General features: G+C 45.9%; 13 protein-coding genes. 11 read left to right on the forward strand and 2 right to left on the reverse strand.

Going from position 1 to position 15,232, the window contains the following annotated elements:
- The first annotated feature begins 177 nt into the window (after positions 1-177).
- Positions 178-780 (forward strand): TIGR04211 family SH3 domain-containing protein, encoded by a 603-nt coding sequence (locus GTQ48_RS15855; RefSeq protein WP_163107541.1) that lies wholly within the window; start codon positions 178-180, stop codon positions 778-780.
- Between the two features lie 114 nt (positions 781-894).
- On the opposite strand, the gene putA is transcribed toward GTQ48_RS15855, so the two are convergent.
- The gene (gene putA, locus GTQ48_RS15860; RefSeq protein WP_163107542.1) at positions 895-4,692 is read right to left on the reverse strand and encodes a bifunctional proline dehydrogenase/L-glutamate gamma-semialdehyde dehydrogenase PutA; all 3,798 of its coding nucleotides are present in this window, start codon (positions 4,690-4,692) and stop codon (positions 895-897) included.
- A gap of 458 nt (positions 4,693-5,150) precedes the next feature.
- Between putA and GTQ48_RS15865 the strand changes: the two genes are divergently transcribed.
- The 10 genes from GTQ48_RS15865 to rpoS all read left to right on the forward strand — a co-directional run bounded on the left by GTQ48_RS15865 (position 5,151) and on the right by rpoS (position 14,538).
- Positions 5,151-6,770 carry a methyl-accepting chemotaxis protein gene (locus tag GTQ48_RS15865; protein WP_163107543.1) on the forward strand — a complete coding sequence of 540 codons (1,620 nt, stop codon included), beginning with the start codon at positions 5,151-5,153 and terminating at the stop codon, positions 6,768-6,770.
- 142 nt (positions 6,771-6,912) lie between these two features.
- Positions 6,913-8,628, forward strand: coding sequence for a TIGR03545 family protein (locus GTQ48_RS15870; RefSeq protein WP_163107544.1), 1,716 nt, complete (start codon positions 6,913-6,915; stop codon positions 8,626-8,628).
- A gap of 94 nt (positions 8,629-8,722) precedes the next feature.
- Positions 8,723-9,013, forward strand: coding sequence for a cell division protein FtsB (gene ftsB / locus GTQ48_RS15875; protein WP_032095651.1), 291 nt, complete (start codon positions 8,723-8,725; stop codon positions 9,011-9,013).
- A 5-nt stretch (positions 9,014-9,018) separates the two neighbouring features.
- Entirely contained in the window at positions 9,019-9,765 is a 747-nt protein-coding gene (gene ispD / locus GTQ48_RS15880) for a 2-C-methyl-D-erythritol 4-phosphate cytidylyltransferase (RefSeq protein ID WP_163107545.1), read from the forward strand.
- Complete coding sequence (ispF, locus tag GTQ48_RS15885; protein WP_163107546.1) at positions 9,756-10,229, forward strand: 2-C-methyl-D-erythritol 2,4-cyclodiphosphate synthase; 474 nt, start codon at positions 9,756-9,758, stop codon at positions 10,227-10,229. Before ispD ends, ispF begins: the two co-directional genes overlap by 10 nt.
- Positions 10,226-11,296: a tRNA pseudouridine(13) synthase TruD gene (truD, locus tag GTQ48_RS15890; RefSeq protein WP_163107547.1), complete on the forward strand. Its 1,071-nt coding sequence runs from the start codon at positions 10,226-10,228 to the stop codon at positions 11,294-11,296. The genes ispF and truD overlap by 4 nt, the downstream gene beginning before the upstream one ends.
- Positions 11,297-11,389: 93 nt before the next feature.
- Positions 11,390-12,025, forward strand: a complete 636-nt coding sequence (locus GTQ48_RS15895) for a protein-L-isoaspartate(D-aspartate) O-methyltransferase (protein WP_163107548.1) — start codon at positions 11,390-11,392, stop codon at positions 12,023-12,025.
- Positions 12,022-12,600, forward strand: a complete 579-nt coding sequence (locus GTQ48_RS15900) for a YqaA family protein (RefSeq protein WP_163107549.1) — start codon at positions 12,022-12,024, stop codon at positions 12,598-12,600. The genes GTQ48_RS15895 and GTQ48_RS15900 overlap by 4 nt, the downstream gene beginning before the upstream one ends.
- 1 nt (position 12,601) lies before the next feature.
- Positions 12,602-13,468 (forward strand): peptidoglycan DD-metalloendopeptidase family protein, encoded by an 867-nt coding sequence (locus tag GTQ48_RS15905; RefSeq protein WP_163107550.1) that lies wholly within the window; start codon positions 12,602-12,604, stop codon positions 13,466-13,468.
- 77 nt (positions 13,469-13,545) lie between these two features.
- On the forward strand, positions 13,546-14,538 hold the full coding sequence (gene rpoS, locus GTQ48_RS15910) for an RNA polymerase sigma factor RpoS (RefSeq protein ID WP_163107551.1): 993 nt from the start codon (positions 13,546-13,548) through the stop codon (positions 14,536-14,538).
- A 136-nt stretch (positions 14,539-14,674) separates the two neighbouring features.
- Here rpoS and folA read toward each other — a convergent pair whose 3' ends face one another.
- Positions 14,675-15,184 (reverse strand): type 3 dihydrofolate reductase, encoded by a 510-nt coding sequence (gene folA / locus GTQ48_RS15915; RefSeq protein ID WP_420837613.1) that lies wholly within the window; start codon positions 15,182-15,184, stop codon positions 14,675-14,677.
- Positions 15,185-15,232: the final 48 nt, after the last annotated feature.

A 15,232-nucleotide genomic window follows, 5' to 3' on the forward strand; every position in this document is an offset into this window, starting at 1 on the left:
TTATGCGTTTGACAATACAGGTATGCAGGTACATCTGAAGATACAACACCTTACCCTTGTCGCTACTTTTTGGCAATATTTGCAGGCGTTATTCAATACTCAATGCATGAACAAACTTGCCTTTATGTCAGTCAACCAATACCATCTTTAAGATTTCAACGAGCAATTGGACTTCATATGATTCGAAAGTGGTTAGCCGTAGCCCTCTTCACGTGTTCTTTTCAAGCCTTAGCGCTGCAAGACACCCCTGAATTGGAAGCATCATCATCTCACTACATCAAAGATGATTTGTTCATTTTTATGCATACGGGACCGGGCAGAAACTACCGTATTCTTGGCTCAATAGAGGCAGGGACACCAATAACGGTAGTATCGACAGATAGCGATGCTGAATTTACCCAAATCACCGATGATGATGGTCGCGAGGGATGGGTAGAGAGCAAGTTTGTATCAAATACAATGTCGCGAGCAGAAAAGCTGCCTATTATCAGCGAGCAATTGACTGAGAACCAGGCTGAACTGCAAGCATCTCAATCGGACAATGCGCGCCTTCGCCAGCAGTTAAATGATGCTCGCCAGCAGATTTCTCAACTCTCTACAGAGAATGAAGCTCAGGCCAGTGAAATTGTTAGCTTGGCCGACAAGGTGGAAAGTGCCAACAAAGATGAGTTGGTCATGTGGTTCACGCGAGGTGGCTTTGTTGCTGGTGGCGGTATTTTATTAGGCGTACTACTCACCTACTTCCCCAAGCGAAAACGTCGCAGTAGTGAATGGATGTAGTTATCTATGCGGGCCGGTATTATCTGATATCACGCTTTATGACATAAAAAAGCCAGCTTACGCTGGCTTTTTTGTCTCTTTTGTATGTGCACATAACATGCTGTAGATTATCGACTACTCGTCATCTTCTACCATTGTCATTAACGATGTATTACCACCTGACGCTGTAGTATCGATACTAATAGCTTTTTCCGTTACCAAGCGCTGGATCAGGTTATCGTTATACTCCGCACTGATTACCGGCAATATTGCACCTTCTCTTGAAGAGAGCATTGCAGTGATACGAGCTGTTCGCTCTGTGCTTGAGTCGACAACCACACCCGACAAGTCTTCGTCCATCAGTAGCGTGTCTAAGTGTGCAAGACGTGCCACCTGGAAAAGCCCTTTAGGCGCGCCAGTGGCTTCAAACTTGTTCTGAATCTCTACGGCTTCTTCGTAGAAGATTTTAGACACTACTGACACAACAGGGTTACCTGTTGATAATGCCGTGACGATAGACAGTAACCAGTACTCAAAGGTCACTTCTTTATCGGCGAAACAGACAAGAATTCCACGCGGCTCTAGGTATAGTCTATTCGACTCGCCCGTTGGCCCTGGTAACTCCTGCGGCTTAGCCAACTTGCGTTCGATGCTGGTTAACTGCTGACGTGCTGTTGCTAACGTTCTGTTCAAATCGTCAGCTAGGTCATCAACAATATCTACTTTAGCAATTTTGGCTAAAAGCTGACGAACCATAGAAATACGGTCGTTTAGTGCAGTATGACGCCACTGAATTTCCACCGCTTTCGCTTTGTCCATCATCACGTGAGCACGCTCTGCAATTTGCTCATCGCCCACAAGAGCTTCATCGGTACCGTCAACATCGTCGATATGCGATGGTTTAGGTGTTGCACGCTCCATAAGTAGACGGGGCAAATAGTTAGGCCCACCTGCTTTTGGACCCGTACCTGACAGACCGCGACCACCGAAAGGCTGCACGCCAACAATGGCTCCAATCATATTGCGGTTAATATAAACATTACCCGCACGGCTCTTCGCAGCGAGCTCATGGGCACGCTCTTCAATACGCGAGTGAATACCCATGGTGAGTCCGTAGCCCGTGCCGTTGATTTGCTCTAGTACGTTATCTAAGTTTTTAGACTTGAAGCGCACCATATGCACCACAGGGCCAAATACTTCTTTTTCAAGCACGTCGATATTATCAATTTCGTAAAGCGTTGGCGCAAAATACGTTCCGTTTTCAACCCCTGCTGGAATGTCATTACGGTGCAGTATTTTAGCTTTGCCTTCCATATATGACGCATGATCGGTAAGACTCTTCAGCGCTTTTTCATCAATAACTGGGCCTACGTCGGTAGACAGCTGACTTGGCTCACCAACGGTAAGCTCTTTCATTGCGCCCACTAACATTTCAGTTAGCTCATCAGCAATATCTTCTTGTACAAATAACACTCGAAGTGCTGAACAGCGTTGACCCGCACTCTGGAAGCCCGAATGAATAACGTCATCAACCACTTGCTCTGGCAGTGCAGTGGAATCCACAATCATGCAGTTCTGACCGCCGGTTTCGGCAATCAGCGGCACCTGCTCACCACCACGTTCGGCAAGCATTTGCGAAATTAATGTACCGGTTTGAGTAGACCCAGTAAACATTACCGCTTTCACTCGCTCATCAGGAAGCAGGGTGTCACCCACTTCTTTTCCTGGCGAAATAATAAGTTTAAGGGCATCTTCTGGAAGCCCTACAGAATGCATGATATCTACAGCACGCTTAGCAACCATACTGGTTTGCTCGGCCGGCTTAGCGACAACCGTGTTTCCGGTTACCAGTGCAGCAGCAACTTGGCCTAAGAAGATGGCCAGAGGGAAGTTCCACGGGCTTATACACAGTACAACACCACGTGGTACTAAGCGCTGATCTTCGGCAAGCTCTCTGCCTCTTACCGCGTAGTAACGACAAAAATCTACTGCTTCTCGCACCTCATCAATGCTGTCTTGGGCAACCTTGCCCGCTTCGCGCATACAAATAGCGATGAGTTCCGCCATATGACGCTCTAAGGCATCGGCAGTTCTATCTAGTATTTCTGCACGTTCGCTAACGTCTGTTTTCGACCAAGCGTCAAACCCAGCGTTGGTGGCATCAAGGGCTTTAACCATGTCGTCAGACTTAGCGTAATAGTGATAGCCCACGATATCGTTTTTATCTGCTGGGCTTACTACCGCTGTTGCGCCCTCGGGTACACCATCAGTTACCTTGTAATAATCTTGCCAGCGCTCTAGCTCATGCTTAAGTGCGGTGACGGCGTTAGTATCTGTTAAATCCAAACCCCGCGAGTTGTCTCGCTCTGGGGCATATAAACCGCGAGGTGTTTTAATGAGTTTGTTGTAGCGTACTTTTAAACGCTGCGTTTTCTCTACCGGGTCCTCTAACAAAGTCTCTACCGGTTTTTCATCATCAACAATTGCATTTACAAAGGATGAATTAGCGCCGTTTTCTAGTAGCCTGCGCACGAGGTACGCCAACAAGTCTTCATGCTCACCGACTGGAGCGTAAACACGGCACTGTATTTTATCTTCTTTCACAACTTGGTCGTACAAGGTATCGCCCATACCGTGAAGACACTGGAATTCAAACCCTTCTTTGTCGTCCCCTGCAAGTTCGATAATAACCGATGCAGTATAGGCGTTATGCGTTGCAAACTGAGGGTATAGCGTCTCGCGATACTCTAGCAGGCGATTGGCACATGCATGGTAAGACACGTCTGTTGACGACTTACGTGTAAATACAGGGAACTCTTCTAAGCCCGCCTGCTGGGTCATTTTAATTTCTGTGTCCCAGTACGCCCCTTTTACTAGGCGAACCATTAATGGACGACCCACTTCAAGGGTAAGCTCTCGCAAATGTTCAATAACGTGAATTGCGCGTTTTTGATAAGCCTGAACGGCTAAGCCAAACCCTGTCCAGCCGTTTAAATCTTCATCGCGGAAGACGGCTTCAATGATATCCAGTGACAGCTCTAGGCGGTCTGCTTCTTCAGCATCCACAGTAAGGCCAATGTCGTGCTCTTTTGCCATTAAACACAATGCTTTCAAGCGCGGAGGAATTTCTTCCATTGCACGTTCGCGGTGAGAGAATTCAAAGCGAGGGTGAATAGCAGATAACTTAACTGAAATGCCCGGTGAACGTTTCGGGCCTCTGCCTTTAGCCGCTTTACCGATAACCTTAATAGCCTGCACGTACGCGTCGTAATAACCGTCTGAATCGCCCATTGTGCGAGCCGCTTCGCCAAGCATGTCGTATGAATATACGTAGCCTTTCGTTTCTTTCTCTTTCGCTCTTTCTACTGCATCTTCAATGGTTTCGCCCATAACAAACTGACGACCCATTACGCGCATCGCAATGTTCATTGCGCGGCGGATCACCGGCTCGCCTAAACGGCCCAGCGTTTTCTTCAATAAGCCGAATTGTTCGGTCTTACGCTTATCTGCATAGTTCACCATATTACCTGTGAACAACAATCCCCATGCAGATGCGTTAACAAATAGAGAATCTGAGTTCCCTAAATGCGGTGTCCACTGCCCTTTCGACAATTTGTCGCGAATAAGCTCATCTTGTGTGTCTCTATCTGGCACACGTAATAGCGCTTCGGCCAAACACATTAACACCACACCTTCTGAGGTGGAGAGCGAATATTCGTTTAACAGTGCGTCTACACCGCCGTGCCCCTGCTGTTCGCGGCGGATTTGTAGCACCATCTTTCTTGCTCGTTCCCACGCCCTACTTCTCGCGCGAGGATTAACCTCTGCAATAGGTAGAATTTGGTCGACTGCTACCGACTCGCTGATGCGGTAGTAGTCTCTGATACGCTGGCGTAGTGGCGAAGTTGTATGGAGTGTATCGTTTATGAGCATTGCAACCCTTTCGTAGAAATAGCTGTAACAAGAAAAGCGTTTCCGCCGTAAAATATCACCTACGGTTACATGGAAAACGCGAGAAAACAAGTGAAGTCGATACTTCACTTTTTAGCCTATATGGTGTTTAAACTTCACACTGTGCAATGAAGATCAAGGTGACAACCAATTTCGGCGGATAATAGCACATAAAAAAGCGGCACAACGCCCTGTTTACGCTAACTTTAATACAAACTATCGCAGCGTATTTGCCACTCACCGTTATAGCTCGAAAAGACCCGCCATTAAAGTTTCAGTTTCAATTTAATTACAAATATTAATAGTCTCAAAAAAAGCGACTACACTTATTTATCAGGTGTTAAACACACCGGATAACACAATCATCGCAAGGCAGACGGGACGCCGTGAATACTGTGATAACAAACGCCAAAAAATAACGTAGAAATGGTACAGGTATTATGTGGTTAAGAAACTTTAGTTTATTTCAGCGTCTTGGAATGATCGTTGTCCTAATTGCACTTTTATTCATTGTTTTAACGGGCATTATTTTAACGAAGCACTACGATGCCCTAAAACAAAAATCCTATGATGAGAATAAGCACTTGGTTGAGGTTGTGCACACCATGCTTGACACCTTTGCCGCAATGGAAACCGATGAGTCGGTAGCCAAAGAAAAAGCCCTTGCCGCGGTGAAAGGGCTAAGGTATGACAAAGGCAATTACTTTTGGATCCAAGACACCACACCCACCATGGTGATGCACCCGTTAAAACCACAGTTAGACGGACGAGACCTTCGCACTTTTAAAGACGGCAACGGCAAAGCATTTTTTGTTGATATGGCTAACAGTGTAAAAGCACAAGGCGATGGTTTTGTCGATTACGTTTGGCCTCTCCCTGGTGAAGATGCGCCCACAGAAAAGATTTCGTATGTGAAAGAGTTCGAGCCTTGGGGCTGGACGATCGGCTCGGGCATTTACCTCACACATTTAAATGAAGAATACGCCCATATGCGAAACCTCATAATCGTGTTTTGTATTGTGAGCGTGATTTTGGTGGTGACCTTGGTGTACATCATAGGCGGTAGCATTGCTAAACCGGTGCAGGAAATTACCGAACGTATGAAAGACATCTCTCAAGGTGAGGGAGATTTAACCCGCATGCTGCCTGAGAGTGGTCAAGACGAAGTCACTCGTCTTGCTCGTTATTTTAATCAGTACACCGATAAAATGCGCCAGTCGCTGATTGGAATTCGCGACAATATTGCACTGCTTAATGAGCAAGCTGAGCTCGTGCAAAACTCCAGTGATAGCAGTAATCAACAAGCCCAAACGCAAAACGAAAATATGATGCAAGTGGCTGCTGCTATGGAAGAAATGACCACCCAAATTAATGATGTCAGCTCAAACACAGACTCCGCTGAAAAAAGCACGAGTAGCGCCAGAAGCAATGTGCAGCACGGCGCCTCGGTGGTGGAAAGTACTGTTGATGATATTCGCTCCCTCACCGCCGATATCGAAAGTGTGTCGAACGTAGTGACTGAACTTGCAGCCCAAACCGAGAACATTGGTGCTGTGCTTGACGTTATTAGAGGCATCGCTGATCAAACCAACTTATTGGCACTTAACGCTGCGATTGAAGCGGCTAGAGCCGGCGAACAAGGCAGAGGCTTTGCCGTTGTGGCCGATGAAGTTCGTACGCTAGCGAGTAGAACGGGCCAAAGTACCGATGAAATTCAAACCATGATTGAGAAATTGCAGCACCATGCGAAAAGTGCGGTAAACGCCGTAACGGTCAGTCAGTCGGCATCGTCAAAAACAGTAGAAAGGGCCACACAAGCCAACCAAAGTTTACAAGAAGCAGACCGATTAATGACAGATATTACAGATATGAGTAGTGAGATCGCTCGCGCGACCGAACAACAAGCCGAAGCGGCAAACGAAGCGAACATGCGAATAAACGCCTTATCGGGGGCTGCTGACAGTAGTCTTCGCACAGCCGACGAACTAGCGGCATCGAGCCAATCTTTGCGTGCCAGCTGTTTGGCAATAATGGAAATAGCCAACCGATTTAAACTGTAATATTTGCTTTTCGATAACATAAAGCCTACCTAAATCGCACGGTTGATATGAGCACTTATATATGGAAGTGAGATAGGTAGTGCTTTACACTAACTAAACAAGGCTTTTTCTTCGTCAGCGTAGTGTTATCAAGGAGTGGAATATGAGTAGCAGTAGTAAGGGCAAATCAGTATTAAAGTGGATTGCTGGTTTTTTTGTGGTTATTTTTGCGGTGTACTTTTTGTTCGCCAACACCATTATAAAAGCAGTATTAGAATCTAAACTCGGTGAATCTTATGGTGCCGAAGTGAATATCGACAGTTTCGATCATTCGCTATTTCCAACCACTGTTTCCCTTAAAGGTATCGCCCTTACCAATCCTACTAAGCCCGCTCGCAATCAAGTGTTCGTAGGCGACGCGAATGCCGATGTTGAGCTAGCCCCCTTGCTAAGCGACCAAGTCATTGTTAACAACCTCAATTTACTCAATGTTCAATTTGACACTGAACGCCCTTCTCCAGGTGAAGTATATCGCGTTCCTGAGCGCTCTCTGTCATTTGATGAAATGAAAGCAAAAGCAAAAGATGCAGTGCCGTCGGTAGATGAACTTCTTGAGCGCAACCCATTAAAAACAGCTGCAGCAGTAAAAAATGCTCGCGCCGCTTACGACACCTACGGTGAAGCATTAAAGACTGATTACGCGTCGTTGCCTGACAAATCGCGAATTGATTACTACAAAACTCAAATCGCTCAGCTACAAGAAACCGACTTCAAAGATCCACAGGCCCTTGTTCAAGCAAAGTCAGCTTTCGACAAATTGAAGGCAGAAATGCAGGCAGATCGGGCTCTTATCTCCGACTTTACCGAAAAAGCCTCGAAAGCGAAAAGCGTCCTTAGCGAAACTGCCAGCGCACTAAAAAATGCACCGCAAGAAGATTATGCCTTACTGAAAGGGGTGATTGCAGGCGACCAAGAAGCCTTGTCTCAAGTTACCTACTTTGTATTTGGCGATAAGGCCGCTGAGTACACTGAGTACTTAATGGCTGCCATGCAAATTGTTATGCCGCTTATTCAAGGTGAAGAAAAAAGCGAAGCGCCCGCGGATATTCCATCCATATTGGTAAAAGAAGCGAATGTATCGGTGCTGTGGCAAGAAGAATCCATTACAAGTAAGTGGAATAACATTACCAACGTACACGATGTGTTTGGTAACCCAACCACCTTTACTATTGAGGCCGCTGGCGAGTTATTGAAATCATTTACCTCAAGCGGTGAATTTTATATTGATGGTGAGGGTGTAGACGCGAGCCAACAATGGTCTCTTGCCGGCGTAAACATGGCCAACATACCGTTGTCTGGCAATGAGTCGCTATCTGCAGTGTTGACTTCAGCATTAATGAAAACCGCGGGCTCAATGCAAATTACAGATAACAAGCTGACTGGTTCAGGAACCGTTGATTTGCAACAACTTGTTATGCAAGCAACTGGCGAGAGCGACACCACAAAGGTAATCGCCAAGGCTCTGCAATCGCTGTCTAGTCTTAATATGGACATGTTTCTTGAGGGCACATTGTCAAATCCAGACTTTAAAATTAAATCTAACTTAGACAATCAACTCGCTAACATGGCCCTATCTGAGCTTACCGCGTCACAGCAAGATAAGCTGGATGAATTAAATCAAAAGCTCAACGCCATGATAGGCAATGAACAGTCGCTGATAAACGGCGAGCTGGGCGATGTAAGCAGTATGCTTAGCGCTGCTCAAGGTGATAGCGCAGCGATAGAAGAGCTTCTTAAGTCTAAGCTGAACAACGTTGTTGAGCAGCAAAAAAACAAATTATTAGACAAATTAAAGGGCAAATTTGGGCAAGATGAGTAAAGCGTCTTTGACTCGACGCTGCTAAGCGGCATAATAAGAAAACGCAGGCGAAGACCTGCGTTTTCTTGCGCTCAATTAACTGTCAGGTGAACGTGTGTTAAAAGGTAAATGGCTTCCCATCGTGCTGTTATTATTTTTTGGACTTCTGCAGTACCGACTTTGGTTCGGTAAAAACAGCATTCCTGATTATTACAGTCGCAAGGCGGAAGTTAAAACACAGGCCCTTCAAAATGCCAACCTCTCTCAACGAAACGCACTGTTAAACGCTGATATTAACGATTTAAAGATTGGCTTAGAAGCAATAGAAGAGCGCGCCAGAAATGAGCTTGGCCTAATTAAACAGGGAGAAACCTTTTACCGAATTCTGCCTGCAGACACGAAATGAATAGAATGACAAAGCCCCGTGTTATCGCGGTTATTCCGGCTGCGGGCGTTGGCAGCAGAATGCAAGCCGACCGCCCAAAACAGTACCTTACGATTGCGGGCAAAACCATATTAGAGCACACCCTTGATGCATTATTAGCCCACTGTGACATTGACCGCGTTGTACTTGCTGTTAGCCCTGATGACGCTTACTTTCCTACGCTTGAGCTAACCAGCGATGAACGGGTGAGTGTTGTGCATGGCGGCGAGGAACGAGCAGACAGCGTGCTAAACGGCATTAAAGCATTACACGGTGATGAGTGGGCACTTGTTCATGATGCAGCCCGCCCCTGTGTGTCACAAGACGATATTTCTGCGCTGCTTAATGTGATAAACGACAGTACCGTGACTGGCGGCATACTTGCTACGCCGGTGCGAGATACAATGAAAAGAGCAGTTTCAAATCAGGAATGCTCCACTAGTCCTGCTAACCCCTCACTCAGCGTGGTGTCTCACACTGAAAGCAGAGCCAATTTGTGGCATGCTTTAACACCACAGCTATTCCCAGCCCCCCTTCTGCTTAACGCATTGAAAAAAGGTTTATCCGACGGCGTTGAGATTACAGACGAGGCTTCAGCCATGGAGTATGCGGGATACAAAGTAGGTATGGTCAATGGCAGCCCGGCGAATATTAAGATAACGCACCCGGCTGACCTACCATTAGCAGAATTCTATCTACATCAAAAATTAAAGGCACCTTTTGCATGCGAATAGGACATGGATTTGACGTACACAAATTTGGTGGCGAAGGCCCCATCACCATTGGTGGCGTTAGTATAGAGCACACTCAGGGGCTAGTTGCGCATTCCGACGGAGACGTATTACTCCACGCGCTGTGCGATGCCATATTGGGTGCTGCGGCACTTGGCGATATTGGAAAGCACTTTCCAGATACCGATGATGACTATGCTGGCGCAGACAGCAGAGTGTTGCTGAGACACGTTGTAAGTGTAGCGCGAGATAAAGGCTATCTGGTGTCTAATGCCGACATGACCATTGTTGCGCAAACGCCAAAGATGGCACCACATATTGATGAAATGCGTGCACGGATTGCAGAAGACTGCAATGTTGATATTGACGATATTAACGTTAAAGCCACCACCACAGAAAAGCTTGGATATACAGGCAGAAAAGAAGGGATTGCATCACACGCCGTGGTGTTATTAAAAAAAGCATGAAACCATTAGATACCGAACACTGGCAGTATTATTTTGCCAAACCCGTCTCCACCGGCATTTTTAAGTTTCAGGCAGATGATTTTCAAGTCGTTGAAGACTTAGGCTACGAGCCATGCGGTGAGGGCGAACATCAGTTCATCTTTATCGAAAAGACGAATACCAATACTGCTTTTGTTGCTGAGCAACTGGCCAAATTTGTCGAGCTACCGCTTAGACAAATAAGCTACGCAGGTCGCAAAGACAAATACGCCGTCACGCAGCAGTGGTTTGGCATTCACGCTCCGGGTGTGGAAGATTTTGACTTTAGCGATTGGGATTTGGAAGGGGTAAGAGTGATAAAGCAGTCTCGGCACAATAAGAAGCTGCGTACGGGCCAGTTAAAGGGCAATCACTTTACCATTACCCTTAGACAAGTAGTGCACCCTGAAGCCATTACAGAACGTCTCGAAGAAATTGTAACACATGGCGTCCCCAACTATTACGGTGAGCAGCGTTTTGGCGTCATGCGCTTAAACGACATGGGTGAAGTACAGCGCGGCGGCAACTTGGTGATGGCCGAACGCATGATTAACGGCGAAACCATACGTCATAGAAACAAGCGCTCTATGGCGTTATCTGCCCTTCGCAGCTGGCTATTTAATGAAGTGCTTTCTCAGCGACTAGAGCATAATGTGTTTGATACCGCCCTTGCTGGTGACGCGCTTGTTTTATCAGGCTCAAATAGCTTTTTTATCAACCGTGACGATAAAGAACAAAGCCAATCTCGTTATGTTGCAAAGGATGTGTGTCCCTCAGCCCCACTTTGGGGTAAAGGCAAACTTGCCACTGAAGAGGATGCAGCAAACATTGAAAATACCGTAGCGGCAGCTCACCCAGAAGTCACCGATTTTCTAAGCGAATGTGGGTTTGAACAAGAAAGACGTGCTATCAAAATTTGGCCTTCAGACTTAACATGGCAGAGTAAAGGCGATTCGTTTACTATTTCATTCGGTTTGCCTAGCGGGTGTTTTGCAACATCGGTTTTGCGTGAATGTGTAGAAACGCTGTCTCCTATTAACCGAGTATAAAATAAGCGTTTGCCCCTGTCGCAATGCGACCATTGTGTGATGCATCATCACCAGCGTGGCGAAAACTAACAATATAGGAAAGTACGCAACATCATGAGAGCTTCTAGAAAAGGAGACGCATTAGCACAGCTGCTTTACAACGAAGGAATACGTTCACAAGCTGTGTTAAATGCTATTGCTGGCACGCCGAGGGAAGCGTTTCTTCCGGACGCTTTGCAACATAAAGCATATCAAAACACGGCCCTTCCCATCGGTCAGGGGCAAACCATTTCGCAGCCTTACATTGTAGCGAAAATGACCGAACTTCTGTTAGAAAGCCCAAACAAGCCAGAACGTGTTCTGGAAATTGGCACTGGTTCGGGCTATCAAACCGCGATTTTGGCACAGCTTTTTAATTATGTGTTTAGCGTGGAGCGCATCAAGTCTTTGCAATTTCATGCCAAGCGTCGCATGAATCAACTCGACCTACACAACATCGCTATGAAACATGGCGACGGCTGGAAAGGTTGGGAATCTAAGGGTTTGTACGATGCCATTATTGTTACTGCAGCTGCCGCTAGCCTACCTCAGTCATTGTGTGATCAACTGAAAGAAGGCGGCAGGCTAATTATACCTGTTGGAAACGAACAGCAATCGCTTCTTTGTATCGACCGCGTTGATGGTGAACTGCAAACCACCACAATAGAATCTGTCCGATTTGTACCCTTGGTTGCAGGAGACCTAATGTGAAAATTTTTGAGCCATGCTACGACATGGCCTTGCGATGGGCTAAACACAAGCATGCTTCCAAATACCTCGGTGGCCTAAGTTTTTCTGAATCTGTGTTCTTTCCTATACCTCCTGACGTTATGCTTGCGCCCATGGCAATGTCGCAACCTCACAAAGCGTGGCGATTTGCTCTTATTACCACCATCGCTTCAATTATTGGCGGAATAGCGGGTTACTGGCTGGGATACTTTGCCTTTGAAGCTTGGTTGGCGCCGCTTATCGAAAAATGGGGTTATACACACAAAATAGACACCGCTACGGGATGGTTTGAAACCTACGGTGTATGGATAGTGTTCTTAGCTGGCTTTTCACCTATCCCCTATAAAATCTTTACTGTTAGTGCAGGCTTCCTGCAGATGGCGTTTTTACCTTTTGTCCTTGCTTCTGCCGTTGGGCGAGGTGCACGGTTTTTCTTAGTCGCAGGGCTGATGCGATGGGGAGGCGCACCAATGGAACAAAAGCTCAGGCAGTATGTTGAATTTCTTGGCTGGGCAGTCGTTGTTATCGCCGTTATTGCGTATTTAATTTTGCGATAGAATGAAAGCCACTTTTTTCCGCTACCTACTTGTTTACACATTATTAACATTAATAATTGGGTGTGCGGGAAGATCTGCCCCTGCCCCCGTAGTATTGCTTAATAGCCAGGTTGAAAGTGGTAGTGAAGAGTATACCGCTAGCACATATGAAGTGCGGCCAGGTGACACCCTCTTTGCCGTAGCCTGGTTTACTGGAAACGACTATCAAGATATTGCAAAATTCAACAATATTTCAAAACCTTACACCATATTTCCGGGTCAAAAATTACGACTAACAGCGCCTGTTAGCAAACCCTCAACCACCAAGCGTTCTAATGTTACGACCACTCGGTCTACAGATCCGACCTCCCCTCCTATAGCCAAAAGAGTGATTGACCAGTCGAAACCGCAGGCGTATGTTGAACGTGAACAGGATGTTAAAGCACAAAAAAACACGAACGTCAAGAAGTCGACAAGCATTGTCAAAAAAGCAGCGCCAAAGACATTTCCTGACAGAGTGGAAAAGTGGATTTGGCCAGCAGAAGGTAAGCTTGTAGGTACGTTCAGCAAAGCGGAATCGGGAAACAAAGGAATTGATATAGCTGGTGCGCGAGGTAGCAATGTCGTTGCAGCTGCTAGTGGTAAAGTCGTCTACTCGGGTAATGCACTTAGAGGGTACGGTAGGTTAATTATAATAAAGCATACCGACACATTTCTAAGCGCATACGCATACAACGAGACCATTTTGGTAAAAGAGCGAGAATGGGTGTATGCTGGTCAGAAAATAGCCACAATGGGTAGTAGCGGCACTGATTCGGTAAAACTTCATTTTGAAGTTAGGTATCGCGGGAAGTCTTTAAACCCATTGAGATACCTGCCAAAAAAATAAAATAAAAAAAATAAATAATAATAATAAGAGACAAAGGAGAAACGTCATAAGGTAAACCTTTAAGCAGGAGATTCACCATGGGTAAGTCAAATAAAGCCTTAGAATCAAAATCTCAAGATGACTTAAACGTCATTGAAGTACCAGAAGAAGTTAAAGAAGATGAAACAGTATCAAACGATACTGATGCTGAAAGTAATGACACCGTTTTTAACAAAAGCGAGCAACCGAAAAATTTAGACGCAACACAACTATATTTAGGTGAAATAGGCTTCTCACCACTGCTTACGGCAGAGGAAGAAGTATACTTTGCCCGCCGTTCACTGAAAGGCTGTGAAGCCTCCCGCAAACGAATGATTGTCAGTAATCTTCGCCTAGTGGTGAAAATTGCACGAAGATATAACAACCGCGGTCTTGCTCTTCTCGATCTTATTGAAGAAGGTAACTTAGGCCTAATCCGCGCTGTCGAAAAATTTGATCCCGAACGAGGTTTTCGATTCTCCACGTATGCTACGTGGTGGATAAGACAAACTATCGAACGCGCTATTATGAATCAGACGCGAACTATTCGCCTCCCCATCCATGTTGTTAAAGAGTTAAATGTTTATCTACGAGCATCAAGAGAACTCTCGCAGAAACTTGACCATGAGCCAACCGCTGAAGAAATAGCGCTGGCGCTAGACAAGCCTGTTGAAGACGTAACCAAGATGCTGCGTTTGAACGAGCGAATTACATCGGTAGACACCCCCATTGGCGGTGAAAGTGATAAAGCGCTTCTTGATATCATTGCTGATGACAAAGAGTTCAGCCCTGAAGAGACACTTCAGGATAACGATATTAAAGGCAACATTGTTACCTGGCTTGAAGAGCTAAATCCGAAGCAGCGAGAAGTACTTGCACGACGCTTTGGCCTATTAGGCTACGAGCCCTCGACATTAGAGGATGTTGGTGCCGAAATAGGGCTTACACGAGAGCGTGTACGTCAGATACAAGTAGAAGCATTACGTAGATTGCGTGACATGCTTAGCCATCAGGGGCTGTCTCTTGAGAGCTTATTTGACCAAATGAAATAAACACAAGCTAGTACTCAATTAGGAGCTAGCACGTAAAAATAAGATGATAGTAAAATGCCGAGCTCATTTTGAAATGAACTCGGCATTTTTGTTTTATAGCGGCGAACTCACTTGGAATATGCCCACCAATGACAACCTACTTGCACTCACGCTGAAAGGTGACAAAGGTATAAGCGTGCTTATTCTTTTCATCGCTTTTGTGTGGCTCTCTTTGTGTTTCTATCCAGCTTCCGTTAGCGTGAAAGTCAGGGAACTGAGTGTCACCGCTTACCTGTAAGTCGATAAAGGTTAAATACAGCGTGGTGGCTTCAGGTAAAAATGCATCATAAATAGTTCCGCCGCCAATAATCATAACCTCATCGATATTATCGGCAGACTGTGCTATTGCAGCTTTTAAGGCCTCAGCTTGGGTGTGCACTACTGTGGCGTCTGCCAGCGTATATTCTTTGTTGCTGGTCATTACAATATTCGGTCTGCCAGGTAACGCGCGTCCTATAGACTCATAAGTTTTTCTGCCCATGATGACCGCCTTGCCCAAGGTTACAGACTTAAAATGCTTTAAATCTGCAGGCAAGTGCCACGGCATGTCGTTATCAGCACCGATAATACGGTTTTCTGCCATTGCGGCAATCATTGCTATTTTCATCAATATCTCACTACAAGCATACGGTTACTAAATGATATGTACAAAAAA

The sequence above is a fragment of the Alteromonas genovensis genome, from assembly GCF_010500895.1.
Classification (GTDB): Bacteria; Pseudomonadota; Gammaproteobacteria; order Enterobacterales; family Alteromonadaceae; genus Alteromonas; species Alteromonas genovensis.

Excerpts from the sequence above, each read along its gene's own strand:
- GTQ48_RS15855 (WP_163107541.1), top strand. The coding sequence starts at position 178 with ATGATTCGAAAGTGGTTAGCCGTAGCCCTCTTCACGTGTTCTTTTCAA.
- putA (WP_163107542.1), bottom strand. The coding sequence starts at position 4,692 with ATGCTCATAAACGATACACTCCATACAACTTCGCCACTACGCCAGCGT.
- GTQ48_RS15865 (WP_163107543.1), top strand. The coding sequence starts at position 5,151 with ATGTGGTTAAGAAACTTTAGTTTATTTCAGCGTCTTGGAATGATCGTT.
- GTQ48_RS15870 (WP_163107544.1), top strand. The coding sequence starts at position 6,913 with ATGAGTAGCAGTAGTAAGGGCAAATCAGTATTAAAGTGGATTGCTGGT.
- ispD (WP_163107545.1), top strand. The coding sequence starts at position 9,019 with ATGACAAAGCCCCGTGTTATCGCGGTTATTCCGGCTGCGGGCGTTGGC.
- ispF (WP_163107546.1), top strand. The coding sequence starts at position 9,756 with ATGCGAATAGGACATGGATTTGACGTACACAAATTTGGTGGCGAAGGC.
- truD (WP_163107547.1), top strand. The coding sequence starts at position 10,226 with ATGAAACCATTAGATACCGAACACTGGCAGTATTATTTTGCCAAACCC.
- GTQ48_RS15895 (WP_163107548.1), top strand. The coding sequence starts at position 11,390 with ATGAGAGCTTCTAGAAAAGGAGACGCATTAGCACAGCTGCTTTACAAC.
- GTQ48_RS15905 (WP_163107550.1), top strand. The coding sequence starts at position 12,602 with ATGAAAGCCACTTTTTTCCGCTACCTACTTGTTTACACATTATTAACA.
- rpoS (WP_163107551.1), top strand. The coding sequence starts at position 13,546 with ATGGGTAAGTCAAATAAAGCCTTAGAATCAAAATCTCAAGATGACTTA.
- folA (WP_420837613.1), bottom strand. The coding sequence starts at position 15,184 with ATGAAAATAGCAATGATTGCCGCAATGGCAGAAAACCGTATTATCGGT.